Source organism: Micromonospora sp. DT201, assembly GCF_049841575.1.
Lineage (GTDB): Bacteria > Actinomycetota > Actinomycetes > Mycobacteriales > Micromonosporaceae > Micromonospora.
The window spans coordinates 137,871-163,668 of the sequence record NZ_JBNCKP010000005.1; the positions used below are offsets into that span (position 1 = coordinate 137,871).

Here is a 25,798-nt window from a genome sequence, read left to right on the forward strand (position 1 = left end):
TCCGCCGACTGTGACGCCTGCCGAGTCCCGCGCCCTGCCCGCGCCGCACCCGGAGGCGGCAGCAGACTCCGATGAGTTGGTGAGCTATCGCACTCCCGTCGGCCTCCTCGCCGGCCCCGTCGCGCTGACCGGCACCTCCACCACGCCGGTCGAGGCCCACCGCGCCACCGACTCCACGCTCGCCGCCCCAGCCGAGGCCGCTGCGGCGGCCCCCACCGAGGCCCCCACCGAGGCACCGGCCGAGCCGGCCGCGCCGGCGGAGTCCACGTCGGCCCCCACCGAAGCGCCGGCCGAGCCGGCCGAGCCTGACGGCACGCAGGCCGAGCCTGACGGCACGCCGGCCGTACCGACGCGGGTGTGGTGGCGTCGGTGGACCCGGCGACGGCAGCACCTGGCGGTGGGCGGGCTGTTCCTGCTCGCCGCGTTCTGGGTGACCATCCGGATCTGGCTGGACCCGTCCGGCCGGGTGGCGTCGCTGTACACCGGTGACCCGGCGCAGGTGCAGTTCTTCCTCGCCCACTCGGTACGCGTGGTGCTGCACGGTGAGTACCCGTTCTACACCGAGCAGTTCAACTACCCCGACGGCGTCAACCTGATGGCCAACACGGCCGTGCTGGCGCTGGGCATCCCGATGGTCCCAGTGACGCTGCTGTTCGGGCCGGCTGTCTCCTTCGTGTTACTGGTGACGCTCGGCCTCGCCGGCACCGCCATGGCCTGGTACCTCATGCTCTCCCGCCATGTGGTGCGTACCCCGCTCGCGGCCGCCGTCGGCGGTTGGTTCTGCGGGTTCTCGCCCGCGATGCTCTCGCACGCCAGTTGGCATCCGAACATCATCAGCCAGTTCCTGTTGCCGTTCATCGTCTGGCGGGTGCTGGTGCTCACCCGGTCGACTCGGCCGGTCCGGCATGGGGCGCTACTCGCCCTGCTGGTGGCCGCGCAGGCGTTCATCAACGAGGAGATCCTGCTCTTCACGGCGCTGGCGTGTGGCGTCTTCCTGCTGGCGGTGCTCGTGCAGGAGCCGGCCCGCTGGCGGGCTGCGTGGCGGCCTCTGGGCGCCGGTGTGGCGACCTGCGGGCTGCTGGCCGGGGCACTGCTGGCGTACCCCCTGTACGTGCAGTTCGCCGGGCCCATGGCCTACCACGGTCTCAGTGACGCGGTGAAGGACTACGGCAACGACATCGCCGCCTTCTTCGCCCCCGGCTCGCCCACTCTCGGCGGCAACCAGCGAGCCAACATCAACCTGGCGCCGAACTACTCCGAGGAGAACGCCTTCTTCGGCTGGAGCCTGTCGCTGCTCGCCATCGGCATCGTGGTCTGGCTGCGCCGGGAGCTGATCGTTCGGGCGCTCGCGGTGACGGGCGTAATCTTCGCCGTGCTCTCGCTGGGCGAGCGGGTGTCCTGGTGGGACCGGGAGCTGGTTGCCGGGCCGTGGCAGTGGTTGGTCCGTATGCCGCTGCTGGACGCGGTGGTGCCGACCCGGTTCGGTCTGATCACCAGCGTGGTGATCGGTCTGCTGCTCGCGCTCGCCGTCGAACGGGCCTGGGCGTTGCGTCCGGCCGACCGGCGCACCGTACGGGTGCTCACTGTCGCAGGCCTGGCGTTCGCGCTGCTGCCGATCGCCCCGATGCCGCTGCGGATGGTCGGCCGACCGCCGGTGCCGGAATTCATCACCGCCGACCGCTGGCGGGCGTACGTCGGGCCGGACCAGACGCTGGTGCCGATCCCGGTGCCCAGCATGGGCAACACGAACGGCATGCGCTGGGCGGCGGCCACCAACCTCGACTTCAAGATCCCCGGCGGCTACTTCCTCGCACCCCGAAATGGCAACACCGGTGACGCGGGGCGGTTCGGCGGCCGACCCAGCGGCGTGGGCCAGATGCTGGAGGAGGTGGCGACCACCGGCCGTACGCCAAAGCTCGACGACCGGCAGCGCCGTCGATTCACCGACGAGCTGCGGCACTGGCGGGCGGCGATCCTGGTGCTGCCGGTGCGGCAGCAGAACGTGGAGCCGCTGCGGCGTACGGTCGAGGAGTTGGTTGGCCCAGGCCGTCAGGAGTTGGATGTCTGGGTCTGGGACGTCCGGGCGTTGACCGACCGCTCGGTCTGATGACAACCGGGACGACGTCCCCGATCACGACACCCCCGGCGGCGGCCCGCGCTGCCGGGTCGGCCTGGCTTTCCGACGTGCTGGTGGTGACCGGGTATCTGGCCCTGGCCGTGGTGCTGACCAGCGCGCAGTGGGGTCACCCCTGGCGGTTGTTCCACCAGGCGGGTGACCAGGTTCTCTTCGAGTGGATGCTGGCCCACGCGGCGCACGCCGTGGTCGAAGGGGAGAACCCGCTCTACAGCGCCGGGTTGAACGCGCCCGACGGGGTCAACCTGATGGCGAACACGTCGGTGCTCGGCCTGGGTGTCCCGCTGACCCCCGTCACTCTGCTCTTCGGGGCACAGGTGGCGTTCTGCGTGGCGGTCGTCTGCTGCCTCGCCGGCACCGCTGCCGCCTGGTACGCGCTGCTGCGCCGCCGACTGGTCGCCACCCGGTCCGCAGCCGCGGTCGGCGGGCTGGTCTGCGGCTTCGCCCCGGGCATGATCGCCCAGGCAAGTGCCCACCTGCACATCGCCGCGCAGTTCCTGGTGCCCGCGATCCTCGCCCTGGTGTTCCGGCCCGCCCCGAAGGTGGCGCACCAGCGCGACGGCGTGTGGCGGCCCGGTGTCGGCCTCGGGCTGCTGCTCGTCTGGCAGGTCTTCATCGGCGAGGAGGTGCTGGTCTTCCTCGCGCTCGCAACCGGGGTGTTCGCGTTGGGCTACGCGCTCACCGACCGTGCGGCCGCCCGACGGCTCGCGCCGGCCCTCTTCGGTCGGCTCGCGGTGGCGGCCGGGGTGGCGGCGGTGCTACTGGCGTACCCGCTGTGGTTTCAGTTCCACGGCCCGCAGCACTACTCGGGAATGGCGTTCGCCACGCGCGGCTTCCAGCTGGACGCTGCGTCGTTCACCGCGTCGGCCCGGCAGACCGTGTTCGGTGACGACTGGTTGCCGGGGTTGCTCTCGCCGAACCCGACCGAGGAGAACTCGTTCTTCGGCCCCGGACTGCTGGTGCTCGCCGTGGTGATCGTGATCTGGCAGTGGCGACGACCACTGGTCCGGGCGCTGGGTGGTTGTGGTGTGGTCTTCGCCCTGCTCTCGCTCGGCACCGAACTGCGGGTGGACGGCACCGCCACCGGAATCCCGGGGCCGTACCGGCTGGTCGCCGGGCTGCCACTGCTCGACCTCGCGGTGCCGGCCCGGTTCGCGCTGGTCTGCGTACCGGTGCTGGGTGTGCTGGTGGCGCTGTCCCTGGACCGGGTCCGCGCCGTGCGCGGGCCGACCACGGCGCCGGGCCTGCCGGTGCGGTTGCTGTGGGCCGGCGCGGTCGCCGCCGCGTTGCTGCCCCTGGTGCCGACGCCGATCCGCGTGGTGCCGGTCGCGCCGGTGCCGGCATTCGTCGCCGACGGTGGTTGGCGTCCGCTGGTGCCGCCAGGCCGGACCGTGGTCGCGGTGCCCCCCGTCACGGGTGCTGGACGCAGCGCGGCGATGCTTTGGTCCGCCCGGACCGGTCTGGCGTTCCCCGCACCGGGCGGTTACTTCATCGGCCCCAGCGGCCCGGACGACCCCGCGGCCCGCTGGGGCACGCCGGACCGGCCCACGTCGGTGCTGCTCCGCCGGGTGGCCGAGTCCGGTGCGGTGCCGGTGCTCACCGACACCGACCGCGACCAGGCCATCGAGGACCTGCGGCACTGGCGCGCCGCCGTGGTGGTGCTCGGCCAGCTGGAGCACGCCGACCCCGTCCGCCGGACCCTCGACGACCTGCTCGGCCCGGGTCGACCTGTCGACGGCGGGTGGATGTGGGACGTTCGGGACCGCGTCAGCTGATCAGTGCGCGGACGTCCCAGACCCAGACGTCGTCGACCCGCTGCGGCGGCCCGAGCAGACCGGTGACCAGTTCGCGAAGCACCGCCTCGCGGGGGTGTGCCCCGAGCACCACCACCGACGCCCGCCAGAACCGCAGGTCCTCGATGGCTTGGCGGCGGTTCTCGTCGGTGAGCACCGGGACCGCGCCACGGTCCATGGTGGAGTAGATGAGGCTGCTGGTGGGCCGGTTCGGCGCGCCGAAGACTCCCTCGCCCAGCTCGTTCGGGCCGATGAAGTAGCCGCCCGGGACAGGGAACTCCTGGCCGGTCAGCGCACTCCAACGCAGGGTCGGCAGGCCGTGCACGTTGCTCGGGATCGGCACCGGCACCAGGGTCCGGCCAGCCGGCACGTACGGCCGCCAGCCGCCCGCGGTGATGAAGTGCGGTGGCGGGTCGATCTGCTGGGCGGGCAGTGGCCGGGGAAAGAGCGGCAGCACGGCGAGGGCGACCGCCGCGTACCCCACCGGGCGCAGCCACCGACGACGCGCCGCGACCGGCGTGGGCGCGGCCGGCACGTCGGACGTCGCCGAGGGTGGTTCACCGGCGCGCTGGGCCGGCACCCGCGGCTGGTCGGCCAGCGGGCGTCCCTGGCGGTGCGCGGCATCCCAGGCCAACGCGAGCAGTACGCCCACCGCGGCGCCGACCACCAGCGTCAATCGGGTCGGCATCATCATCTCGACCAGCGGCAGGTCGTCCGGTACGTACGACCACGGGCCGCGCACACCGGTCTCCACACCGTCGAAACGCACCCACGGCCCGATCGCGGCGACGCTGAACACCACGATCAGCACCGCGACGATCCGCGTGGCCAGCGACCGGCGCACGAGCAGCACCAGAGCCACCAGCGACAACAGCACCAGCGGCCAGCCGAACCAGGTGTTCTGCTCGGTCAACCCGATCGTCTTCTCCACGGCCGGGTCGCCGGCCCAGGTGTCCCGAGCGAAGGTGACGAAGGCGACCAGGTCCTCGCCCCAGTTGTGGAAGACGCCACCCTGCAAGCCCCGGTAGGACTGCGGGCCGTTGAACTGGTACCAGATCGGGTATGCCGCGAGCACCAGGGTCAGCCCACCGGCGACGCCGAGCCCGGCCAGGAACGTGCCAGCGGCGGCCCGGGTGGCCCGAGGCCGCTGCACCGCGTACGCCAGCACGACGACCAGGCAGGCCAGCGCGGTGAGCAGCAGCATCTCCTCGTTGATGAAGATCTGGTACGTCACCAGCGCCCCGAGCACCAGCCCGTTGCGCCGCCACCGACCCGGCTCACCCAGGCGCAGCACCCGCACCACGATCAACGGCAGCAGGAAGTTGGACACGAAGTTGGGCTGCCCGTTGGCGTGGTGGATGACTCCCGGCGCGAAGCCGAGGAACGCGCCGCCGACGAAGGCCGCCGCCCGGGAACGCACCAGGTGGCGGGAGAGCATCCAGTACCCCGTGCCGGCGGTTGCCGCCAGTGCCCCACCGAGGTAGAGCGCGTACATCACCTGGGGGCCGAGCAGCAGGGTCAGCGGGGCCAGCGGCAGGGTCATCCCGAGCAGCGAGGTGTTGGCCATCATGTTCACCCCGTCCGGGGCGTTCTGCCGGGCCGTGAAGAGCGGGTTCTCCAGGTGCCGCACCGAGTACGCGCCGTGCGCGAACAGCCACTCGAACCAGCTGTGGTCGGTGGGCAGGTGCGACGAGACCCGGCCGCTGACGTCACCCCAGTAGTTGAGGCAGACGAAGATGCCCAGCAGCACATAGGCTCCGAGGGCCAACAGGTCGGCTCGGGCCGGGCGGCGTCGAGGCCGCCGTGCCGGCTCGACCTCGGCCGGGTCGGCGTCGGTCACGGGATTCAGCGAAGGGTCTACCACCGGCACAGCCACGACGCGCCATCGTACAGGCGCGGGTGCGTCACTTTTGCCGGGCCGGTGTGCTCACGGTCGGTTTGCCGGACGCCAACCTGTCGGCTAGCCGGGCGCGCTGAGGAAGGACGGTCGTTGTCGATCATCGAGCTGGGCGAAGTCAGGGACGAGCCGACAGTTGTGCCGCCGGCCCGCCGGCCACGCGCCGCCGGCCGCCCACTGCGCAGCGCTGCCGTGCTGCTCCTCGCCCTGGTGGTGCTGGCCGGTGCGACACCGTTTCCGGAACGGATGGTGAGCGTGGTGCCGGGGCCACGCGCGGCTGCGGTGTACCTCGCTGCGGATGACGTCTTCGTGGTCGACCCGCCGACACCCGACAAGGACCGGTACCTGACCGCGTACGCCGAGCCGTCGCCGAGCGGCGCGAGTGTGCGGCGGCGGTGGCAGGCGTCGCTGCCCCGCCAGGGTGACTACCTCGACGTCCGGGTCCAGCAGGGGCTGGTGCTGGCGATGGGGGTCAGCGCCGCGGACAGGGTGTTCCATACCACCGCATTCGATGCCGAGACGGGCCAACAGCGCTGGCAGCATCCTGGCGCTCCCCAACCGATCGTCGACGGCGGCCTGCTGCTGTCGGACCCCCGGGAAGACGGGTCGGGCGCGATCAGCCGGGTCGAGCCCGAGACCGGCCGGTTGCTCTGGTCGGTGCCCGTCCCGGAGGGCGCGGACAACACCTACCACGGGGCCGACGGTCGGGTCGACCAGTTCCTACTCGTGCAGCCGACCGGCGAGGTGCAGGTGTACGACGCCAGCAGCGGCCGGCTGTTGCGCAGCGTCGACACCCTGCCCGGCGACCGGTCGGCGTTCCAGCGGGTGCAGGTCGTTGACGACCTGTTGCTGCTCGTCCCACCCGGCGGTACCCGCCTGGTGGGCTACGGGCTGCCCGGGCTGGAACGGCGCTGGACGGCCGACGTGTCGCTGGTGTCGTGGGCGACCCGCTGCGGCGACCTGCTCTGCGTGGCGCCGCAGAACGGCGGCCTCCAGGTCCTCGATCCGGCCACCGGCCTGCTGCGCTGGTCCGACCCGACGGACCTGTTGGCCGATGTCCGGGGCGACCGGCTGTTGGTGGCCGGGACGGGCGAGGGGTACGTGGTGCGGGACTCGGCGACCGGGCAGGCACGGACCGAGTTGGGCAAGTGGGTCCTGATTCCGTTGCTCGGGCGCGACGATTCGCTGGTCGGGGTGCGGCAGACGGCCGACGGCCGGGTGGTCGTCGCCGAACTGGACCTGGTGGCCGGCCGGGCGCGGGTCATCGACGTGGTGCCGGGCCTCGCCAACAGCTGCCAGGCGTCCCTACCGATCCTGCTCTGCCAAGGCCTCGACGGCACGACCGTGCTGTGGCGGTTGCAACCGTGACCGGCCCGGTGATCGACCTCGGCGAGCTCCGGCACGGGCCGGACGCGGACCCGCTGCCCCGCCCACCCCGCGCGAACGGTCGGCCGCTGCGCTGCGCGCTGGTCCTGCTGCTCGTGCTGGCCACCGTCGCCTCCGCCGCCGTGCCGCAGCCCCGGCGGGCCGCGGTGACGTTGCCGGTCTCGGCCGGCGCCGACGTCGTGGTCATCGATGACCTGCTCGTGGTCATCGACGCGGCCACCGACGTGCAGAGGCCGCAGCGGCTGGCCACGTTTCGGCTGCCCGGTGGCGACCCGATCTGGCAGGCGTCGCTACCAGCGGGGGCCCGGTACTGGGGGGTCGCACCACTGGCCGGGATGCTGCTGGCTACCGGGTACGAGATCGGCCCGGAGGGTCAGGGCAACCTCACGGTGGCGCTGGACCGGGCCACCGGCGCGTACCGGTGGCAGCAGCCGGGCAATGCCAGGAGGTTGGCCGACGGCAACCTGCTGCTGCATTCCGGCGGTGATGACGGACCGCAAAGCCTGCGCGCGGTCGACCCCTGCTGTGGCAGCGTGCGTTGGCAACTACCCGACGCCGCCGACTGGATCAATTTCCGGGAAATCGACGCCGGGGTGGACCGGGTGGTGCTCAACCGGGAGAACGGCCCGACCGAGGTACGCGACGCGACCACCGGTGCGGTGCTGGCCCGGGCCGACCTGCGCCCACCCGGCGGCGGGACGCTCGGGTACGTGGAGGTGGTGAACGATCTTCTGCTCACCATCGGTGGGGACCCGGTCACGGTCAACGCCTACGGGCTGGACCGGCTGGACCGGCGCTGGAGCAGCACGTCCGGCCGGGTCGATTTCGTCGGGGACTGCGGCCCGGTCCTGTGTCTGCAGACCCGTCTCGAGGGGCTGCGGGCGGTCGACCTCGCGACCGGTGCGGAGCGGTGGCGCAGTGACCGCTGGGCGTGGGCGTCCCCCACGGGCGGACGCCTGCTGACCAGCACGTTGAGCACCTCGGACACCACCCTGCAGCAGTTCGTCGTGCTCGATCCGATGACCGGTCGAGTGTTGGCCGAACTGGGCCGTTGGGAGCTGGTCCAGTTCGGCCTCGACGGCCCCCTGCTCGGCGTGCGCCAGCACCCGGACGGTGGGCTGCTCGTCGCGGAGCTGGACGTTCGGGCCGGGGAGGCGCGCATGCTGGACGTGCTGCCGGACGCCACGGGGGAGTGCCAGGCGATCGTCGACCAGTTGCGGTGCCGGCACGTGGACGGTTCGTTCAAACTGTGGCAGTTGCCCGGCTGATCACCAGTTGGCCTGCGTGGGCGGCGGGGGCAGCGGCACCGACGGGGGTCGCAGCACGTACGCCACGCCACCGCTGCCCCGCTGCCAGACCGCCTCGAACCGCTGCCGGGGCACAGTCCGGCGAACCGTGTCGTCGTCGGGGGCGTACGGGTCGTTGAGCACCGGGTCGCCGTCGGCGGTGAAGCCGACAAGCACCATCAGGTGGCCGCGGGTGTCGTACGCGAGGCCCGGCACCTCGTCGGCCCGGAACGCGGCGGAGACGATCAGGGGGATGCCGGCCGCGATGAACGCCTCGGCCTCGACAAGTGACCGTAGCCGGGTGACGAACGCGTCCACCCCGTGCAGGCCGGCGTACGCGGTGTTGAACGGCCAGTTGCCGGCCCCGGAGTACGCGTGGTCGTAGCAGTGCCGGGCGGCGTGCACCACCACCGGACGTGGGCCGGACGGAACCACCCAGGCGTAGCGTTCCGGTGCCGGCTCGGCACCCCAGTAGGCGAGCACCATGGAGGTGCAGGTGGGGCTGCACCAGGAGTCCCCGCCACCACCCCACTGTGGGTACTGGCCGGCGTGCAACCGCTGCGAGTAGCGGGGCACGTCCAGCACCCTTGCGGCGGCGCCGGCCGAATCGGGCTGCTGCTCGTACCCCTCATCGGTCGGGGTGGCGCCGGTGGCGACCGCGCCGATGCTGCGCAGTACCGGGCTGGTCGGGCTGCCGGCCGGCCGGCACAAGGTCACCCGCGCCTGCCAGCCGGTGACCGTCGCGCCGGTCACGATCAGGGTGTCGGTGTCGACCCGGGCATCGCCGTCGCGTTGCCCGGGCACCGACGTACGTTGTACCGCGTGGTCGCCGGCCGCCCAGCGGGCCAGCAGATACCAGTCGGTGCTGGCCACGTCGTTGTGCCAGCCGCGCAGCTCGACCTCGATCCAGCAGTCGTCCGGGGTGTCGGCAGACCAGGACGGCACCACCTCGACGACTCCGAAACCGACAGGCACCGGCGGTGCCGTCCAGGTCCCGCGCCCCTCGGCGCTGTCGAGGGTCAGCCCTCGATCGGTGGCGAGCAGGCCGTCGCCGCTGCCGGCCGTCGTGTCCGCCGGCAGGTGGAAGCCCCGGTAGGCGATGTCCCGCTGGGTGGGTGGTGCCGCGATGGTCATGACAGGTCCGTCCGTCGCTCGATGCCGCCGCACAGCATCGCGTACGCCGCAATGGTCCGCAATGCCGACCGGCGTGGGCGGCGAGGGACGATGGTTGCCGGCTGGCACTAGGTTGTCGGTGGTCAGCAGCGAGGAGGCCGGGGATGCGGGTACTGGTGGTGGAGGACGAGCGCAACCTCGCCGACGCGATCGCGCGCGGGTTGCGCAAGCGGGGAATGGCGGTCGACGTGGCGTACGACGGCGATGCCGGCCACGAGGCGGCGTTCGTCACCCGCTACGACGTGGTGGTGCTGGACCGCGACCTGCCCGGCGTGCACGGTGACCAGATCTGCGCCGACCTGGCCGCCTCCGGCGCGTTGACCCGGGTGCTGATGCTCACCGCGAGCGGCACGGTGGCCGACCGGGTGGAGGGGTTGCAGCTCGGCGCGGACGACTACCTGCCCAAACCGTTCGCCTTCGACGAGCTGGTTGCCCGGGTGCAGGCGCTGGGCCGACGGGCCACCCCGGCCGCGCCGCCGGTGCTCGAACTGGCCGACCTGGTGCTCGACCCGGCCCGCCGGGTGGCCACCCGCGCCGGGGTGCCGGTCGACCTGACCAACAAGGAGTTCGGGGTGCTCAGCGAACTGCTCAAGGCGCGCGGCGCGGTGGTTTCCAGTGAGGAGCTGCTGGAACGAGTCTGGGACGCGAACACCGACCCGTTCACCACCATCGTCCGGGTCACCGTGATGACGTTGCGCAGGAAGCTCGGCGACCCGCCACTGATCGAGACGGTGGTGGGGGCGGGCTACCGCACGGCCGAGGTGGTCCTGTGAGCGCGAGGAGTGAGCCGGGTCTGCGAGCCCCGCAGTCGCGAACCGAGGTCGTCCTGTGAGCCGCAGGGTGCGGCCCACGCTGCGGCTGCGGCTGACTCTGCTCAACGGGGTGCTGCTGGTCGGTGCGGGGGCGATCCTCGTGCTGCTGGCCTGGCTGCTGGTCCGCGACGCGCTGCGGCCCACCGACGAGCTGCTGCCCGGCACGGTCGTGCTGCTCTCCGACGGCCGACGGATGGACGCTGCCGAGTGGCAGCGGCAACTGGTCGACGCCGCGTCCGGGGAGCTGCTGGCCAAGGGACTGGTCGCGCTGCTGGCGATCAGTGTGGTCGGGGTGGCCGGCGCGTACGCGGTGGCTGGTCGGGCGCTGCGCCCACTGCACCAGGTCACCGCGACCGCGCAACGGCTCGGCGAGGCGACCCTGGACCAGCGGATCGGCTACTCCGGCGCCGACGACGAGGTGGCCGAGTTGGCCAAGACGTTCGACGCCATGCTGGACCGGATCGCGTCCGCGTTCGAGGCGCAGAAGCGCTTCGTGGCGAACGCCTCGCACGAGCTGCGTACCCCGCTCGCCGTGATGCGGACCGAGATCGACGTGACGCTCAGCGATGACGACGCGGACGCCGCCGAGTACCGACGGATGGCGACAGTGGTCCGGGACGCCTCCGAGCGTGCCAACGGCCTGGTGGACGCGCTGCTGGTGCTGGCCCGCAGCGAGGCGCAGGCTGGGCGGCAGCTGGGCCGGCGTACCGAGTGTGACCTTGCGGCCGGCACCGCGAACGCGCTGTCGGCGATGCGCCGCGAGGTGGAGCGGATCGGCCTGCGGGTGCAGACGTCGTTGGAGTCCGCGCCCGTCGTCGGTGACCCGGGGCTGCTCGACCGGTTGGCCGGCAACCTCATCGAGAACGCGGTCCGCTACAACCACCTGCACGGCCGGCTCTGGGTGCGGACCGGCACCGACGGCGACCGGTCCTGGCTGGTGGTGGGCAACACGGGGTTCGAGGTGGACCAGGCCGACGTGCCGGGGCTGTTCGAGCCGTTCCGGCGCGGCGGTCGGGAACGCACCGGCGCGCGTGGCTCCGGCCTGGGGCTGTCCATCGTCCGGGCGGTCTGCACGGCGCACGGTGGCACGGTACGGGTCATCGCGCAGCCCGGCGGTGGCCTGGAGGTGACGGTCACCCTGCCGTCGGCGGACGCTCCGGCGGTCAACGGGTCGGTGCCCAGCCACGGCTGATGAGGGTTGCGCGCAGCGCTTGGCCGCTGGCAAGATCACTGCGTCAGCCCAAGAAGCGAAGGGGGGTGCGTCGATGTCCACCAACCATGACTCCGCACCCCGGGTCTGCGCCGGCTGACTCCCGGAAGCGGAGCGTCCCATCCCGTTCGGAGGGAACACCCGTGTACCCACGGATCCGCAACATCAGTTTTGACTGCCACGACACGTACGCCCTGGTTGGCTTCTGGGAAGCCGTGCTCGGCTACGCCCCGCACGGCGAGAACGCCCCGGGTGAGCCGGAGGCAGCCCTGCTGCCGCCGGACGACGCCATCCCGAACCTGTTCTTCCAAGAGGTGCCGGAAGAGAAGGTGACCAAGAATCGGCTCCACATCTGCCTGGAACCTGTCGACCGGACCAGAGATGAGGAGGTCGAACGGGTGCTCGGCCTCGGGGCCAGCCTGGTCACCGACCATCGGCACGCCGATGGTACGGGCTGGGCGGTGCTCGCCGACCCGGAGGGGAACGAGTTCTGCGTGCTCCGCAGCGCCGGGGAACGTGTCACCACCACCACTGTGGAGGACCAACTGTGAGTTCGACGATCCACAACATCAGCATCGACTGTCACGACACGTACGCCCTGGCCGGCTTCTGGGCGCAGGTCTTCGACTGCCCCCGGCACCCTGACGACTTCCCCGGTGACCCGGAGGCCATGCTGCTGCCACCGGGCGGCCCGGAGGTGCTGTTCATCGCCGTGCCCGAGGGCAAGGCGGTGAAGAACCGGCTGCACCTCGACCTGCAACCCGCCGACCGGACCCGGGCCGAGGAGGTCGAGCGGTTGCTCGGCATCGGCGCGACGCTCGTCGCCGATCACGTCGGCCCGACCGGCGGAGGTTGGGTGCTGCTCGCCGACCCGGAGGGCAACGAGTTCTGCGTGCTCGGCAACAAGGCTGAGCGGGCGGCGGCAGCGGCGGCGCGGGCCGCGGCGGGAGACAACGAACCGGCCTGACCGCCGGCGTACGGCCCGGGGCCCCGGCCGCCTTCGGGTGGCTGGGGCCCATGATCGACAGGGGCGGCGGGGCAGGCGGCGGTGGTGTTAGATGAGCGGCCAAGGCAAGCCAGGGAAAGGCGTGGGCAGATGGACACGACAGCGACGGAGCCGGTGCGGGCGTACCTCACCGCGACCGGTGAGCGGCTTCGGGCCGACGGTTGCGAGGTGCGGACCGAGGACTGGGGCGGCGTACCGGTGCTGATCGGCCACCGGGGCGATTTCCGGATGCGGTGGATGGCGACCAAGCTGCACCTGTTCACGGTCGCCGCACCGGCGACGCTTGTCACGGCGGACGCCCTGCAGAGGTTCACCGCGACGGCGATGGACTACGTGTTGGCCCGCAAGGGGCAGCTGCGTGGCTTTCAGAACGGCGTGGCGGTGTTCCCCGCCCTGGTCGGCACCCAGGTCGAGCCGGCGGCCTCGGCGTGGGCGCAGGGGGGCCAGCAGGTGAAGTTCGCCGCGGTGGCCCGACCGGTGGCGGTGGAGGTCGGCAGCGGCACGGCCAGCGCCTACCGTGGCAACCCGGTGCTCGGCTTCATCTACGCGGCCCACCTGCGGAGCAAGCTGAACGCGTACTTCCCGGTGGCCTGAGCCCGAGCGGCCCGGGGAGTACGGCGCGGGGCCTCGGCCACCCTGAGGTGGCCGAGGCCCCGCCTCGCGTACGGCTTCAGGAGCGCTGCTCGACCTGGCCCCGGATCGTGGCGAACTCGGCCTCCACCTGCTCGGCGGTCTTGAAGTAGATCACCACCATGCCCAGGCTGCCCCGGTCGGCCCAGACGCAGACGCCCAGTGGCAGGTTCCCGGCGGCCTTGCCGTCACCGCAGCGCGCGTCACCGCCGAGCGGGCCGGCCTCGGCCACCGCCATGTTGGTCACGCTCAGCTGGGTGGAGAGCCCGTTCACGGCCTCGTCCAGTTCCTTCTTCGGGTCCGTCATCAGGCCGGACAGGGCGGCGACCATGACGAGATCCTGCTTGGTCGGGTCGCCATAGAAGGCACCGATCGTGCTGGTCTCGTTCTGCACCAGCGACTTCATCTCGGTGACCAGATCGTCGGCGGCCGACTGCAGCTGCGGGTCGGTGAGCTTCGGCCGGCCGGCGAGGGTTGCCGGCGCGACCACCCGGGTCTTGGTGGCGTCGACGACGTCACCCAGGTCGTCCTTGACAGCGAACCAGGTGATCGCCACCCCGCCGAGGCAGAGCACCAGCACCACGGCCAGCACGATCAGCACGATCTTGCCGACGTTCGACTTCTTCCCGGGCGGCGGGCCGCCGGGCAGGTACGGGTCGCCGTACGGCTGACCTGGCTGTGCGGGCGGGAAACCTGGCTGTGCCGGCGGGAAACCTGGCTGTGCGGGCGGGAAGCCTTGCTGTGCCGGCGGGAAACCCGGCTGTGCGGGCGGGAAGCCTTGCTGTGCCGGCGGGAAGCCCTGCTGCTGCTGCGGCGGCGGCCAACCACCGGGCTGCTGCGGCTGACCCGGCTGGCCGGGCTGCTGCGGCGGGGTGGGGGAATTGTGCGGCGGGCCGTATGGGGTGGCCGGCGGCTCAGACATCAGTTGGCTCCAAGTTGGGGGTGCAAAACGCGTGATCTTAACCTGGGTCAGTAGCCGGTGTTGTCCCTGCTGAGGTCCCCTTCGATGGCTGGCTGATCACAAACGGTCGCGGTGGCCGGGCCGTCCACGGGGGACGCTCCGACCACCGCGACGGTGGTGCTGCGATCTCCTCAGGCGGGCAGGCTCGCCGCCCCGCGCGGCAGGAACCGCTTGCCGGTGACCCGCTCGGACGTGCCGGTGCGGTCCAGGTACGGCGTGACGCCGCCCAGGTGGAACGGCCAACCGGCGCCGAGGATCATGCACAGGTCGATGTCCTGCGCCTCGGCGACCACACCCTCGTCCAGCATCAGCCGGATCTCCTGCGCGAGCGCGTCGAGAGCGTTCTGCCGTACCTGCTCGGCGGTCAGCGGCTGGTCACCGACGACGAGCAGCTTGGCGACCTCTTCGTCGATCTGGTCGTCGACCACGATCGGCCGACCGGAGTCGGCGATCCGCTTGAGGTTCTCGCTGACGCCGAACCGGTCCGGGTACGCCGCGTGCAGGGTGCCGCCCACGTGGTACGCGACGGCGGGGCCGACCAGTTGAAGCAGGGCCAGTGGCCGCATCGGCAGGCCCAGCGGGTCCAGTGCGCTGTTCGCCACGTCCAGGCCGGTGCCCTGGTCGACGGCGGCGAAGACGGTGCCCAGGAAGCGGGTGAGCAGCCGGTTCACCACGAACGCCGGGGCGTCCTTGACCAGCACCGAAGACTTCTTGAGCTGCTTGCCGACCGCGAACGCGGTGGCCAGGGTGGCGTCGTCGGTCCGCTCACCCCGGACGATCTCCAGCAGCGGCAGCACCGCCACCGGGTTGAAGAAGTGGAAGCCGACCACCCGCTCCGGGTGCTCCAACTCGGCGGCCATCTCGGTGATCGACAGCGAACTGGTGTTGGTGGCGAGGACCGCCTCCGGGGAGACGATCTTTTCCAGCTCGGCCCAGACCTGCTTCTTGACGCCCAGGTCCTCGAAGACCGCCTCGATGACGAAGTCACAGTCAGCGAACGACGTGAGCTGGCCCGGCGTCGATGCGGCGAAGGCCTCAGCCTTCGGCGTGCCGGAGACCAGGCCGTACAGCTTCGCGGCGGTGCCCTTGTCCATCCGGCCCTTGGTGACGGCCTTCTCGATCTGGGTGTGCACGTAGCCGACACCCTTGTCCACGCGGGACTGGTCCAGGTCGGTCATCACCACCGGCACCTGGAGGCGACGGGCGAACAGCAGCGCCAACTGGCTGGCCATCAGGCCGGCGCCGACGATGCCGACCTTGGTGATCGTGCGGGCCAGGCCCTTGTCCGGTGCGCCGGCCGGTCGCTTGGCCCGCCGCTGCACCAGGTCGAAGGCGTACAGGCCGCTGCGCAGCTCCTCGGAGAAGATCAGGTCCGCGAGGGCCTCGTCCTCGGCGGCGGTGCCGGCGGCGAAGTCACCGTCCTTCGCCGTCTCCAGCAGATCGAGGGCCTTGTACGCGGCCGGAACCGCGCCGTGCAACCGCTGGTCGAGGGTCTGCCGGGCGAAGTAGAGCACGCCCGCCCACATGTCCTTGTCGACCTCGGGTCGGGTCACCGTGACCTGACCACGCACGACGCCGGCGGCCCACTCCAGGGATCGCTCCAGGAAGTCGGCCGGCTCCAACAGCACGTCCGCGATGCCCAGCTCGGCAGCCTGCTTGGGCTTGAGCATCTTGTTCTGCATCAGCGGGTTCTGGATGATCACCTGGGTCGCGGCGGGGATGCCGATCAGGTTCGGCAGCAGCTGGGTGCCGCCCCAGCCGGGCACCAGACCGAGGGAGACCTCGGGCAGGGCCAGGGCCGCCGCGCCACCGGAGAGCGTCCGGTAATGGCAGTGCAGTGCCAGCTCCAGGCCGCCGCCCATCGCCGCGCCGTTGACGAACGCGAAGGTGGGGACCGTGCTGTCCTTGAGCCGGGCGAAGACCCGGTGGCCGAGCCGGCCGATCTCCAGCGCCTGCGCGCGGTCGGCGAGCTGCGGCAGGCCGACGATGTCCGCGCCCACACAGAAGATGTACGGCTTGCCGGTGATCGCGATGAACGCCGGGTCGGCGGCGAGCGCCGCGGTGATCGCCTCGTCCAGGCTGGCGAGCCCGCCCGGGCCGAAGGTGTTCGGCTTGGTGTGGTCGAGGCCATTGTCCAGAGTGATCAGGGCGGCGGGTCGGTCCAGCCCCGGTACGTTCACCTGCCGCAGCAGCGCCCGGGTGACAACCTCGTTCGGTGCGGCCAGTGCGCTCACTTGTCGCCCTCCGTCCGCTCAGCAGGCTTGCTGGACTCCGTCCAGTGTGGGTTCTCCCAGATGACCGTGCCGCCCATGCCGATGCCGATGCACATCGCCGTGAGGCCGTAGCGGACCTCGGGGTGTTCGGCGAACTGCCGGGCCAGCTGCGTCATCAGCCGTACGCCGGAGGAAGCCAGCGGGTGACCGATGGCGATCGCCCCGCCCCACGGGTTGACCCGCGCGTCGTCGTCGGCGATGCCGAAGTGGTCGAGGAAGGCGAGCACCTGCACGGCGAACGCCTCGTTCAGCTCGAACAGGCCGATGTCGTCGATGCTGAGCCCGGCGAGACGTAGCGCCTTCTCCGTCGACGGGATCGGGCCGACGCCCATCACCTCCGGCTCCACGCCGACGAACCCGAACGACACCAACCGCATCGCGACCGGCAGCCCCAGCTCGCGGGCGGTGGCCTCGTCGGCGAGGAGGCTCGCGGTGGCACCGTCGTTCAGGCCAGCCGCGTTGCCCGCGGTGACCTTGCCGTGGGGACGGAACGGGGTCTTCAGGGTGGCGAGCTTCTCCAGCGAGGTGTCCCGCGGGGCCTCGTCCACCGTCGCCAGGCCCCAGCCGCCCTCCGCGTCGCGGATGGACATCGGCACCAGGTCGTCCTGGAGCTTGCCGTTGGCGTACGCCTTCGCGGTCTTCTGCTGCGAGGCGAGCGCGAACGCGTCGGTGCGCGCCTTGGTGATGTGCGGGACCAGGTCGTGCAGGTTCTCCGCGGTGGCACCCATGACCAGCGCGGACGGGTCGACCAGCTTCTCCGCGATGATGCGCGGGTTGGGGTCGACGCCCTCGCCCATCGGGTGGTGTCCCATGTGCTCGACGCCGCCAGCGATGGCGATGTCGTACGCACCCATGGCGATGCCGCTGGCCACGGTGGTCACCGCGGTCATCGCGCCAGCGCACATCCGGTCGATGGCGAAGCCGGGAACAGTCTTGGGCAGACCGGCCAGCAGGGCGGCGGTCCGGCCGATGGTGAGGCCCTGGTCGCCGATCTGGGTGGTGGCCGCGATGGCGACCTCCTCGACCCGCTCCGGGGGGAGCTGCGGGTTGCGACGCAGCAGTTCACGGATGCAGCGGATCACCAGGTCGTCGGCGCGGGTGTTGGCGTACATGCCACCCGCCTTGCCGAATGGGGTGCGGACACCGTCGACGAAGACGACATCCCGAACTTCACGGGGCACTTGAGCCTCCTTTTCGACCATAATTCGGCCTTCGCGCCGCGAGACGGCACTCCGAAACGAATGAGGGTCGCCGACACGGGCACGTTCCCCCGAATGCTACTCGTCAGTAACCATCCCAGTCCCCGCCCCCACCTGTGGCCCACCCCACACCCTCTGGCCCCTCCTTTGACGATCATGAGGTTGGCGGGCCTGAGGATCTTCAGAAAGCCCGTCAACCTCATGATCAACCGAGAGGGGTTAGGGGGGTGGGGTCCAGGGCTTCGGTCAGGTCTGGGGTGAGGAGCGCGATCTGCCATTCGCGGGCGTTGAGGCCGCGCAGGGTCTCCGCGACCGTCTCCTCGGTGAGCTCCTCCGGCGGGGTCCAGGCCAGCCGGCGAACCGAATCCGGGGTGATCAGGTTTTCCGGCGGCAGGTTGTGCTCACCGGCGATGCGCAGGACCACCTCCCGGCAGCGGGCCAGCCGACCGGCCGCCACCGGGTCCCGTTCGGCCCAGCGGTGCGGTGGGGGTGGGCCCTCCACGATCGGGGAGACCGGCAGCGAGTCGTCCGGCAATTGCCGGGCGTCGTCGAGAGCGGCGAGCCAGGTGCGGGCCAACCGACGGACCGACCGACCGCCGAAACCGGGCAGGGTCAGCAGGGTCTTCTCGTCCTTCGGGTCCAACTCGGCAGCGGCGATGATCGCCGAGTCGGGCAACACCCGACCGGGTGCGGCGTCCCGCCGGGAAGCGATCTGGTCCCGGGCATACCACATCGAACGGACGCGGGCCTGGGCCCGCGCCCCACGCAGCCGGTGGATGCCGGAGGTACGCCGCCAAGGCTCGGCACGGACCCGCGGCGGACGTGCCCCGGTGCGGACCAACGCGGCGAACTCCTCCGCGGCCCAGGCCGACTTTCCCTGCCGGGCCAGTTCGGCGTCGAGTGCGTCGCGCAGGTCGGTGAGCATCTCCACGTCGAGGGCGGCGTACGTCAGCCACGACTCGGGCAGCGGTCGACTCGACCAGTCGGCCGCCGAGTGGTGCTTCTCCAGGGTGAACCCGAGCAACTGCTCGGTCAGTGCGGCCAGCCCGACCCGCTCGAACCCGGCCAGCCGAGCAGCCAGTTCTGTGTCGAACAACCGGCGCGGTCGCAGCCCCACCTCGGCCAGGCAGGGCAGATCCTGGCTTGCCGCGTGCAGCACCCACTCGGCATCCCCGATCGCCGCGTCCAGCGCACTGAGGTCAGGCAGCGGCAGCGGGTCGATCAGCGCCGTGCCCGCACCGGCCCGGCGCAGCTGCACCAGGTACGCGCGCTGGCTGTAGCGGTAGCCGGAGGCCCGCTCGGCATCCAGGGCGACTGGGCCGGTGCCTGCCGCGAAACGGGCCACGACCTCGGCGAGCTCGGCTGGAGCGGCCACCGGATCGGGGGTGCCGTCACGCGGGGCAATCAGCGGAACGGGCCCACCGTCGGCCGGGTCGACCCTCTCGCCCGCCGGCTGCGGCTGGGCCGACGGCGGGTGCTGGGGTGCGTTTCCCGGGAGTTCTTCGGCGGGCCGACGGCGCAGGGGTGGTTCGTCGGTCACCTGCCAACCCTAGTGCGCGCGGTGATTCGGTGGGTGCAGCCGGTCCGGCGTGTGTCGGTCAGGTGTCCGCAAGGTGTCCCTTCGGATGCCGGACATTGGGGGAGACAAAGCCCGTTCGCGCAGGTACGTTCCACCGAACCGCGACCCGCAACGCCTGACGCACGAGTTGACGGCTGCGGGGGTGACCACGGGGAAAGGCACGGCGATCATGACGGCTGGCTTCGGTTCGGGGGACGGGCGACCGGCGGGTCCGGAGCCCGACGACGTAGGCGGGTCGATGGCGAACCGACCTGGGCCGCTGCCACCGCACATTGACCCCTACCCGAGTGCCCAGCCGACCTGGTCCACGCCCCCGAGCGGCGGCACCGGCCCGTACCGGCCCGTCCCGGCACCCCGTGCCGACCGGCCTGTTCTGCCGAACACCGGCCAGTGGGGCACCCCGCCAGCCGGGCCGTACGCCACTGGCGCTCCGCCGGCAGCCGCTGGCTACCCACCGGCCGCACCCAGCTTCCCGCCGCCGGGCGGCGCCGCGCCCCTCGCCGCCACACACCCCGGTTGGCCAGGTGCGGCACCGCCGGCCGTCCGACCCACCCGCCGCCGCTGGCCGGCCGTGCTCGCCACGTTGGCCATCGTCGCGCTCGCCGCGGTGGCCGGGTTGCAGGCGTACCAGCTCGATCGGCTCGGCGACCGGCTCGCCGACACCGACCGTCGGCTGGCGCAGGCCCAGGATGGCGACGGCGCCCGTCTCGACGGCCTGGACGCGCGCGCGGAGGCGTTGGAGAAGCAGGCGGGTGCCGCGTTCAACCCGGAGGCGGTGGCCAGTGCGGTGCTGCCCAGCGTGTTCCGGGTCCGCGCCGGCCAGTTCACCGGCACCGCGTTCGCGGTGGGCAAGCCGGCGGCCGGCGGCGGGACCAACCTGTTCACCAACTTCCACGTGGTGGAGGCGGTCTGGGACGGCGGCGGCCGCGAAGTCTTCCTGGAGCGCACCAGCCAACGCTTCCCGGCGACCATCGTCAAGGTCGACAAGACCAACGATGTGGCGCACCTGCGTACCAGCGGCAAGTTCACCGGGCTGGTCACCGCACCCGCTGCGGCGAAGTCCGGCCAGCAGATCGTCGTCGTCGGCGCTCCGCTCGGCCTGGAGGACAGCGTCACCACCGGTGTGGTGAGCGCGCTGCGGCCCGCCAAGGGCGGATCCGGGCCAGCGATCCAGTTCGACGCACCGATCAACCCGGGCAACTCCGGTGGGCCGGTGATCAACGGCAGCAAGCAGGTGGTCGGCATCGCCACCGCCAAGGCACGCAACGCCGAGGGCATCGGGCTTGCCGTACCGATCAAGGTCGCCTGCGACGTTTTCAAGATCTGCTGACAACCCCCACCGCGCCTGCCGACGCGGGGACCTGCCCACCTCCAGGAGCCAAGATGACCCACCCACCGCCCGGGCCGGAGGGTCCACCGCCGGCCTTCCCCACACCGCCCGATCCGGACCGGACCGTGCCGCAGCAGGCCGTCCCGCAGTCGACCAGCGCCGACCCGACCGTGCCGCACCCGACCGTGCCGCACCCGACCGTGCCGCACCCGACCGTGCCGCACCCGGTCAGCGAACCCGCGCCGCAGCCGTACGCCCCGGGCCAGGCCCCACCGCAGTACGGTGCGCACCCGCCCGTGCCACCGCATTCCGGCGTGCCGCAGGGGATGCCGAGCTACCCGGCCAGCACGCCGCCGTACCCCGGTCCGGTCTCCGCGCCGCCGGTGCCCGGCCCCGCCTACGGGCAGCCGATGTCCGCGCCGCCGGTCTCTGGCCACGGGTACGGGCAGCCGATGTCCGCGCCGCCCGGCATGGCGCCGGTGTACGGCCCGGGCGGTGCGCCGGGCGGTCGAGGTCCCGCGGTGCTGGTGCTGGCCCTGGTGGCCGCGCTGCTCTTCGTGGTCAGCGGGGTGATGACCGGGCTGTTCGTGATGAAGAACAACGAGTTGCACCGCACCGAAAAGCGCCTCACCGGTCAGGTCAGTCAGCGCGACGACACCATCGCCGCCAACACCGCCGAGATCACGAAGCTGAAGACCGATCTGCAGGCCGTGCAGGAGAAGCTCGACAACACCGAGCAGGACCTGACCGGCACCCGCAACGACCGCGACGAACAGGCCCGGCAGAAGACGGTCATCGCGAGCTGTCTGGACAAGCTGACGACCGCGCTGGAAGCGGCGGCGGCTCGCGACAGGGGCGCGTACGACGCGGCGATGAAGGACCTCGACAAGGTCTGCAACGAGGCAGAGGGCTACCTGTAAGCGACGCCCTTGCCGGAGTCTTCGTCGATCATGGACTTGTGGTGCCTCGCAAATGCCGCGCGGAGGGGCATCTCGCCCACCACAATTCCATGCTCGACGCCGCTGGGGCTCGACGCCGCTGGGGTGGGTCGCTCAGGCTGCGCCGGCGGGGCGGCGATCGGACAGGGCCGTGACCCCGGGTGGTGGCAGGCCGGCCGTGGAGGCGAGTAGCGCACACCAGCCGAGCAGGTGTGGGGCCAGCTCGTCGTCGACGGGCGTCCAGGAGGCGCGGATCTCGATGTCGCCGACGGTCGGTGGGCCGGCAAGGTCGCCGAACCGGGTCGACATGGTCTGCGTCACTGTCCCGCCGATCGCCCGGTGGCCGGCGTCCTGGGTGTCCAACGCGTCGGTCAGCCACGTCCAGCCGACCCCGGGCAGCAGCGGGTCGGCGGCCAGGTCGACCTCCAACTCGGCGGTCACGTAGGTGACCAACCGTAGGGTGCCCTGCCACGCCTCGTGGCCGACCGGGTCGTGCAGCAGGATCAGCCGGCCGGTGGCCACCTCGTCGCCGTCGCGCAGCACGGTCGCGGAGAGCGCGAACGTGAACGGGGCCAGCCGCTGGGGTGCGCCGACCTCCTCCAGGGTGATCTCTGGCCGGGGTGCCGCCGACCGCAGCCCGCTGACCGCGCGGGCGAACGTCTCCGGGAGCGCGATCGGGGGGGCCATGTCGGCAGCCTATGCCGCCGTCGGCTCCCCTGCTTCGACGGCGCGCCGACGCTCACCGCGGGGCCCCTGCTCCAGGGCGGGCGTACGCGACGGTGCCCTTCCTCTCACCCCCACCCGGCTGGGGGTGGTGGGCGTGGCACGATTGCGGCGATGACCACGGACACCACGGGCATTGCCGCCCGAGACGGAGAACCCCGCCCCGGCGGACCGGCCGACTCGCCCTTCATCCGGGCCTGCCGACGCCGGCCCGTCCCGCACACCCCGGTCTGGTTCATGCGCCAGGCCGGTCGCTCCCTGCCGGAATACCGGGAGATCCGGGCGAGCGTGCCGATGCTCGAATCCTGCCGTCGTCCGGAGTTGGTCACCGAGATCACCCTCCAGCCGGTGCGCCGGCACGGAGTGGACGCGGCGATCCTGTTCAGCGACATCGTGGTGCCGGTCGCCGCGGCCGGTGTCGACCTGGACATCGTGCCGGGCACCGGCCCGGTGGTCGCCGAGCCGATCCGCACCGCCGCCGACGTCGAGCGGATTCGCCCGATCACCCGCGACGACGTCTCGTACGTGGATGAGGCTGTCCGGCAGTTGGTGGTCGAGCTGGGCGACACCCCGCTGATCGGTTTCGCCGGAGCGCCGTTCACCCTGGCCAGCTACCTGGTCGAGGGCGGGCCGTCGCGGACCCACGCGAAGACCAAGGCACTGATGTACGGCGATGAGGAGCTGTGGCACGCGCTCTGCGGCCGGCTGGCCGAGGTGACACTGGCCTTCCTGCGGGTGCAGATCGAGGCCGGCGTGTCCGCCGTGCAGCTGTTCGACTCGTGGGCGGGTGCGCTCTCCGAGGCCGACTACCGCCGTTACGTGCTGCCGCACTCCACCGCCGTGCTGAGCGGCCTGGCGCACGACTGCTCCGGGTCGGGGCGCGGCGACAGACGCGCCGAGCCGGAGCGGTCGCACGCCGGGGTGCCGCGGATCCACTTCGGGGTGGGCACCGCCGAGCTGCTCGGCGCGATGGGCGAGGCCGGCGCGGACGTGGTCGGCGTCGACTGGCGTACCCCACTGGACGTGGCAACGCACCGGATCGGCCCGGACAAGGCGGTGCAGGGCAACCTGGACCCGGCCGTGCTGCTCGCGCCGTGGCCGGTGGTGGAGGCCGAGGTGCGCCGCATTCTGGTCCAGGGCGCGGCGGCCCCCGGGCACGTGTTCAACCTCGGCCACGGCGTGCTGCCGGAAGTCGACCCGGAGGTGTTGACCCGGGTGGTCGCGCTGGTGCACGAGCTTTCCAGCCGCCGGGTCGACCAGGGCTGAGGCGGCGATGCGGCAGCCATGGCGGGTGGCGGTGGTCGGCGGCGGGATCGCCGGCTTGGCCGCTGCGGTCCGGTTGCGCGACCGCGCACCGGCTGGCACCGAGATCACCGTGTACGAGCAGTCCGGCGCGCTGGGCGGCAAGCTGCGCACCGGGGAGTTGGCTGGCCAGCCGGTGGAGTTCGGCGCTGAGTCGTTCCTCATGCGCGACCCGATGGGCGCCGAGAGCGCGGCTGTGGCGTTGGCCCGCCGGCTCGGGCTGGCTGATCGGATCGTGCACCCCACGGTCGGGCAGGCCGCGCTGGTCATCGACGGGGGGCTGCGCCCCATCCCGGGCGGCACACTGGTGGGCGTACCCGGGGATCTGGACCGGGTGACCACGGTCGCCCGCCCGACCGAGGGCGCCGACACCGACGGCGGTCGGCCGCTGGTCGGGCCCGACGCGGACGTCTCGGTCGGCGCGCTGGTCCGGTCCCGCTTCGGTGACGAGGTGGTCGAGCGGTTGGTCGACCCGATGCTGGGTGGCGTGTACGCGGGCCGCGCCGACGACCTCTCCCTGGTCACGACGATGCCGGCGCTGGCCCGCACGGCTCGGGTGGAGCACACCCTGACCGGCGCGGTCCGGGCGGCGCAGGCGGCCGCCCCGCGTGCACCCGGCGCCCCGGTCTTCGGCACCCTGGTTGGTGGGCTCAGCGCCCTGGTCGAGGCGGCGGTGACGGCCAGCGGCGCGACGGTACGGCGGGACGCCGCCGTCCGTGAGTTGACCCCGACCGACACGGGTTGGCGGCTCACGGTCGGCCCCACGCGTGATCCAGAGCTGGTCGACGTGGACGCGGTGGTGCTGGCGGTGCCGGCGCGACCGGCAGCCCGGCTGCTCGCGGGTCCGGCCCCGGCGGCTGCGGCGGGTGTCGGGGAGCTGGACTACGCGAGCGTCGCGTTGGTCACCCTGGCGGTGCCACAGCCGCAACTGCCCGAGTTGTCAGGCTTCCTGGTGCCGAGCACCGAAGGGCTGCTGATCAAAGCCGCCACCTTCTTCACCACGAAGTGGGGGCACCTGCGCCGGCCGGACGGGTTGGCGTTGGTGCGCGCATCGGTGGGCCGGTACGGCGAGGAGGCGCACCTGCAGCGCAGCGACGCGGATCTGGCGACCACCGTGCACCGAGAGCTCTCGGCGGTGCTCGGCGCCCCGCTGCCCGCCCCGGTCGACGGGCACGTGCAGCGGTGGGGCGGGGCGCTGCCCCAGTACGCCCCGGGGCACACCGACCGGGTCGCCGCCGCGCGGACGGCGTTGCGGGCCGCACACCCCACCCTGGCCCTCGCCGGCGCGGGTTACGACGGCGTCGGCATTCCGGTCTGCGTCCGCTCCGGCGAAACGGCGGCCGAAGAGATCATCACAGCACTGGGAGGATCGGCGAGATGACCGAGCAGACCAACGCGGCCCGGTTGCGGGAGCTGAACGACAGCATCCGCTACACCATGTGGTCGGTGTTCCGGGCCAGCGCTCCGCTGCCGTCGCTGCGCGACAACGTCACCGGTGAGGTTGAGTCCCTCTTCGAGGAGTTGGCCGGCAAGGACGTGGTGATCCGGGGCGTGTACGACGTCTCCGGTCTGCGCGCCGACGCGGACGTGATGATCTGGTGGCACTCCGCGTCCAGCGACGCGCTGCAGGACGCGTACCTGCGGTTCCGCCGCACCACGCTGGGCCGGGCGCTGACCCCGGTCTGGTCGCAGATGGCGTTGCACCGTCCGGCCGAGTTCAACAAGAGCCACATCCCGGCGTTCCTGGCCGGCGAGGAGGCTCGCCCCTACATCTGCGTGTACCCGTTCATCCGCTCCTACGAGTGGTACCTGCTGCCCGACGCCGAGCGGCGCGAGATGCTGGCGGAGCACGGGAAGATGGCCCGCGGCTACCCGGACGTACGGGCCAACACGGTGGCCTCGTTCGCGTTGGGTGACTACGAGTGGATGCTCGCGTTCGAGGCCGACGAACTGCACCGGATCGTCGACCTGATGCGTGACCTGCGCGCCTCTGGCGCCCGCCGGCACGTCCGCGAGGAGGTTCCCTTCTACACGGGTCGCCGCCGCTCGGTAGCCGAGATCGTCAACTGCCTGGTCTGACCCGGCCCGGCCCCACCCTGCCTCGGCGATCTTGCACTTTGTGTCCCGGCAAAAACGGCATAAGCCGCAAACCGGCGACAGAAACTG

The 25,798-nt window shown here is 72.1% G+C and carries 21 protein-coding genes; 14 read left to right on the plus strand and 7 right to left on the minus strand.

Annotation, left to right across the window (positions count from 1 at the left end; genetic code table 11):
* The first annotated feature begins 355 nt into the window (after positions 1-355).
* Entirely contained in the window at positions 356-2,107 is a 1,752-nt protein-coding gene (locus ACLQ28_RS12325; RefSeq protein ID WP_425686558.1) for a hypothetical protein, read from the plus strand.
* The gene (locus ACLQ28_RS12330) at positions 2,107-3,909 is read left to right on the plus strand and encodes a hypothetical protein (RefSeq protein WP_425686363.1); all 1,803 of its coding nucleotides are present in this window, start codon (positions 2,107-2,109) and stop codon (positions 3,907-3,909) included. The genes ACLQ28_RS12325 and ACLQ28_RS12330 overlap by 1 nt, the downstream gene beginning before the upstream one ends.
* On the opposite strand, the gene ACLQ28_RS12335 is transcribed toward ACLQ28_RS12330, so the two are convergent.
* Complete coding sequence (locus ACLQ28_RS12335; protein WP_425686559.1) at positions 3,902-5,791, minus strand: hypothetical protein; 1,890 nt, start codon at positions 5,789-5,791, stop codon at positions 3,902-3,904. The two genes, ACLQ28_RS12330 and ACLQ28_RS12335, sit on opposite strands and share 8 nt — an antisense overlap.
* Positions 5,792-5,917: 126 nt before the next feature.
* Between ACLQ28_RS12335 and ACLQ28_RS12340 the strand changes: the two genes are divergently transcribed.
* Positions 5,918-7,192 carry a PQQ-binding-like beta-propeller repeat protein gene (locus tag ACLQ28_RS12340; RefSeq protein ID WP_425686364.1) on the plus strand — a complete coding sequence of 425 codons (1,275 nt, stop codon included), beginning with the start codon at positions 5,918-5,920 and terminating at the stop codon, positions 7,190-7,192.
* Positions 7,174-8,478, plus strand: a complete 1,305-nt coding sequence (locus ACLQ28_RS12345) for a PQQ-binding-like beta-propeller repeat protein (RefSeq protein WP_425686365.1) — start codon at positions 7,174-7,176, stop codon at positions 8,476-8,478. The genes ACLQ28_RS12340 and ACLQ28_RS12345 overlap by 19 nt, the downstream gene beginning before the upstream one ends.
* On the opposite strand, the gene ACLQ28_RS12350 is transcribed toward ACLQ28_RS12345, so the two are convergent.
* Positions 8,479-9,630: a peptidase C39 family protein gene (locus tag ACLQ28_RS12350; protein ID WP_425686366.1), complete on the minus strand. Its 1,152-nt coding sequence runs from the start codon at positions 9,628-9,630 to the stop codon at positions 8,479-8,481.
* A 143-nt stretch (positions 9,631-9,773) separates the two neighbouring features.
* Here ACLQ28_RS12350 and ACLQ28_RS12355 point away from each other — a divergent pair, with 143 nt between their 5' ends.
* The 5 genes from ACLQ28_RS12355 to ACLQ28_RS12375 all read left to right on the plus strand — a co-directional run bounded on the left by ACLQ28_RS12355 (position 9,774) and on the right by ACLQ28_RS12375 (position 13,291).
* A complete protein-coding gene (locus ACLQ28_RS12355; protein WP_425686367.1) occupies positions 9,774-10,442 on the plus strand; it encodes a response regulator transcription factor in 669 nt (222 codons plus the stop codon).
* A gap of 55 nt (positions 10,443-10,497) precedes the next feature.
* Positions 10,498-11,673 (plus strand): sensor histidine kinase, encoded by a 1,176-nt coding sequence (locus ACLQ28_RS12360; RefSeq protein WP_425686368.1) that lies wholly within the window; start codon positions 10,498-10,500, stop codon positions 11,671-11,673.
* A gap of 161 nt (positions 11,674-11,834) precedes the next feature.
* Complete coding sequence (locus tag ACLQ28_RS12365) at positions 11,835-12,242, plus strand: VOC family protein (RefSeq protein WP_425686369.1); 408 nt, start codon at positions 11,835-11,837, stop codon at positions 12,240-12,242.
* Positions 12,239-12,658 (plus strand): VOC family protein, encoded by a 420-nt coding sequence (locus tag ACLQ28_RS12370; RefSeq protein WP_357301968.1) that lies wholly within the window; start codon positions 12,239-12,241, stop codon positions 12,656-12,658. Before ACLQ28_RS12365 ends, ACLQ28_RS12370 begins: the two co-directional genes overlap by 4 nt.
* Positions 12,659-12,787: 129 nt before the next feature.
* Positions 12,788-13,291 (plus strand): levansucrase, encoded by a 504-nt coding sequence (locus ACLQ28_RS12375; protein WP_425686370.1) that lies wholly within the window; start codon positions 12,788-12,790, stop codon positions 13,289-13,291.
* A gap of 76 nt (positions 13,292-13,367) precedes the next feature.
* Here the strand turns inward: ACLQ28_RS12375 and ACLQ28_RS12380 are convergent, their stop codons facing one another.
* The 4 genes from ACLQ28_RS12380 to ACLQ28_RS12395 form a co-directional block, all read right to left on the minus strand.
* Positions 13,368-14,249 (minus strand): hypothetical protein, encoded by an 882-nt coding sequence (locus ACLQ28_RS12380; RefSeq protein ID WP_425686371.1) that lies wholly within the window; start codon positions 14,247-14,249, stop codon positions 13,368-13,370.
* A 170-nt stretch (positions 14,250-14,419) separates the two neighbouring features.
* Positions 14,420-16,522: a 3-hydroxyacyl-CoA dehydrogenase NAD-binding domain-containing protein gene (locus tag ACLQ28_RS12385; RefSeq protein WP_425686372.1), complete on the minus strand. Its 2,103-nt coding sequence runs from the start codon at positions 16,520-16,522 to the stop codon at positions 14,420-14,422.
* Positions 16,519-17,742 (minus strand): thiolase family protein, encoded by a 1,224-nt coding sequence (locus ACLQ28_RS12390; protein WP_425686373.1) that lies wholly within the window; start codon positions 17,740-17,742, stop codon positions 16,519-16,521. The genes ACLQ28_RS12385 and ACLQ28_RS12390 overlap by 4 nt, the downstream gene beginning before the upstream one ends.
* A 223-nt stretch (positions 17,743-17,965) precedes the next feature.
* The gene (locus ACLQ28_RS12395; RefSeq protein ID WP_425686374.1) at positions 17,966-19,300 is read right to left on the minus strand and encodes a ribonuclease D; all 1,335 of its coding nucleotides are present in this window, start codon (positions 19,298-19,300) and stop codon (positions 17,966-17,968) included.
* A 208-nt stretch (positions 19,301-19,508) separates the two neighbouring features.
* Between ACLQ28_RS12395 and ACLQ28_RS12400 the strand changes: the two genes are divergently transcribed.
* Both ACLQ28_RS12400 and ACLQ28_RS12405 read left to right on the plus strand, forming a co-directional pair.
* Positions 19,509-20,669, plus strand: a complete 1,161-nt coding sequence (locus ACLQ28_RS12400; protein ID WP_425686560.1) for a trypsin-like peptidase domain-containing protein — start codon at positions 19,509-19,511, stop codon at positions 20,667-20,669.
* Between the two features lie 53 nt (positions 20,670-20,722).
* A complete protein-coding gene (locus tag ACLQ28_RS12405) occupies positions 20,723-21,589 on the plus strand; it encodes a hypothetical protein (protein ID WP_425686375.1) in 867 nt (288 codons plus the stop codon).
* Positions 21,590-21,721: 132 nt separating this feature from the next.
* Here the strand turns inward: ACLQ28_RS12405 and ACLQ28_RS12410 are convergent, their stop codons facing one another.
* The gene (locus tag ACLQ28_RS12410) at positions 21,722-22,294 is read right to left on the minus strand and encodes a DUF3000 domain-containing protein (RefSeq protein ID WP_425686376.1); all 573 of its coding nucleotides are present in this window, start codon (positions 22,292-22,294) and stop codon (positions 21,722-21,724) included.
* Positions 22,295-22,444: 150 nt separating this feature from the next.
* Here ACLQ28_RS12410 and hemE point away from each other — a divergent pair, with 150 nt between their 5' ends.
* From hemE to hemQ, 3 genes are read left to right on the plus strand one after another with little or no spacing between them, the layout of a single operon-like run.
* Entirely contained in the window at positions 22,445-23,596 is a 1,152-nt protein-coding gene (hemE, locus tag ACLQ28_RS12415; RefSeq protein WP_425686377.1) for a uroporphyrinogen decarboxylase, read from the plus strand.
* 7 nt (positions 23,597-23,603) lie between these two features.
* Entirely contained in the window at positions 23,604-25,013 is a 1,410-nt protein-coding gene (gene hemG, locus ACLQ28_RS12420; RefSeq protein WP_425686378.1) for a protoporphyrinogen oxidase, read from the plus strand.
* Positions 25,010-25,711, plus strand: coding sequence for a hydrogen peroxide-dependent heme synthase (gene hemQ / locus ACLQ28_RS12425; RefSeq protein WP_425686379.1), 702 nt, complete (start codon positions 25,010-25,012; stop codon positions 25,709-25,711). The genes hemG and hemQ overlap by 4 nt, the downstream gene beginning before the upstream one ends.
* Positions 25,712-25,798: the final 87 nt, after the last annotated feature.

Bases quoted from the DNA above. Each gene is read 5' to 3' on its own strand.
- ACLQ28_RS12405 (WP_425686375.1), top strand. From the start codon at position 20,723: ATGACCCACCCACCGCCCGGGCCGGAGGGTCCACCGCCGGCCTTCCCC.
- ACLQ28_RS12410 (WP_425686376.1), bottom strand. From the start codon at position 22,294: ATGGCCCCCCCGATCGCGCTCCCGGAGACGTTCGCCCGCGCGGTCAGC.
- ACLQ28_RS12375 (WP_425686370.1), top strand. From the start codon at position 12,788: ATGGACACGACAGCGACGGAGCCGGTGCGGGCGTACCTCACCGCGACC.
- hemQ (WP_425686379.1), top strand. From the start codon at position 25,010: ATGACCGAGCAGACCAACGCGGCCCGGTTGCGGGAGCTGAACGACAGC.
- ACLQ28_RS12355 (WP_425686367.1), top strand. From the start codon at position 9,774: ATGCGGGTACTGGTGGTGGAGGACGAGCGCAACCTCGCCGACGCGATC.
- ACLQ28_RS12380 (WP_425686371.1), bottom strand. From the start codon at position 14,249: ATGTCTGAGCCGCCGGCCACCCCATACGGCCCGCCGCACAATTCCCCC.
- hemE (WP_425686377.1), top strand. From the start codon at position 22,445: ATGACCACGGACACCACGGGCATTGCCGCCCGAGACGGAGAACCCCGC.
- hemG (WP_425686378.1), top strand. From the start codon at position 23,604: ATGCGGCAGCCATGGCGGGTGGCGGTGGTCGGCGGCGGGATCGCCGGC.
- ACLQ28_RS12350 (WP_425686366.1), bottom strand. From the start codon at position 9,630: ATGACCATCGCGGCACCACCCACCCAGCGGGACATCGCCTACCGGGGC.
- ACLQ28_RS12330 (WP_425686363.1), top strand. From the start codon at position 2,107: ATGACAACCGGGACGACGTCCCCGATCACGACACCCCCGGCGGCGGCC.
- ACLQ28_RS12400 (WP_425686560.1), top strand. From the start codon at position 19,509: ATGACGGCTGGCTTCGGTTCGGGGGACGGGCGACCGGCGGGTCCGGAG.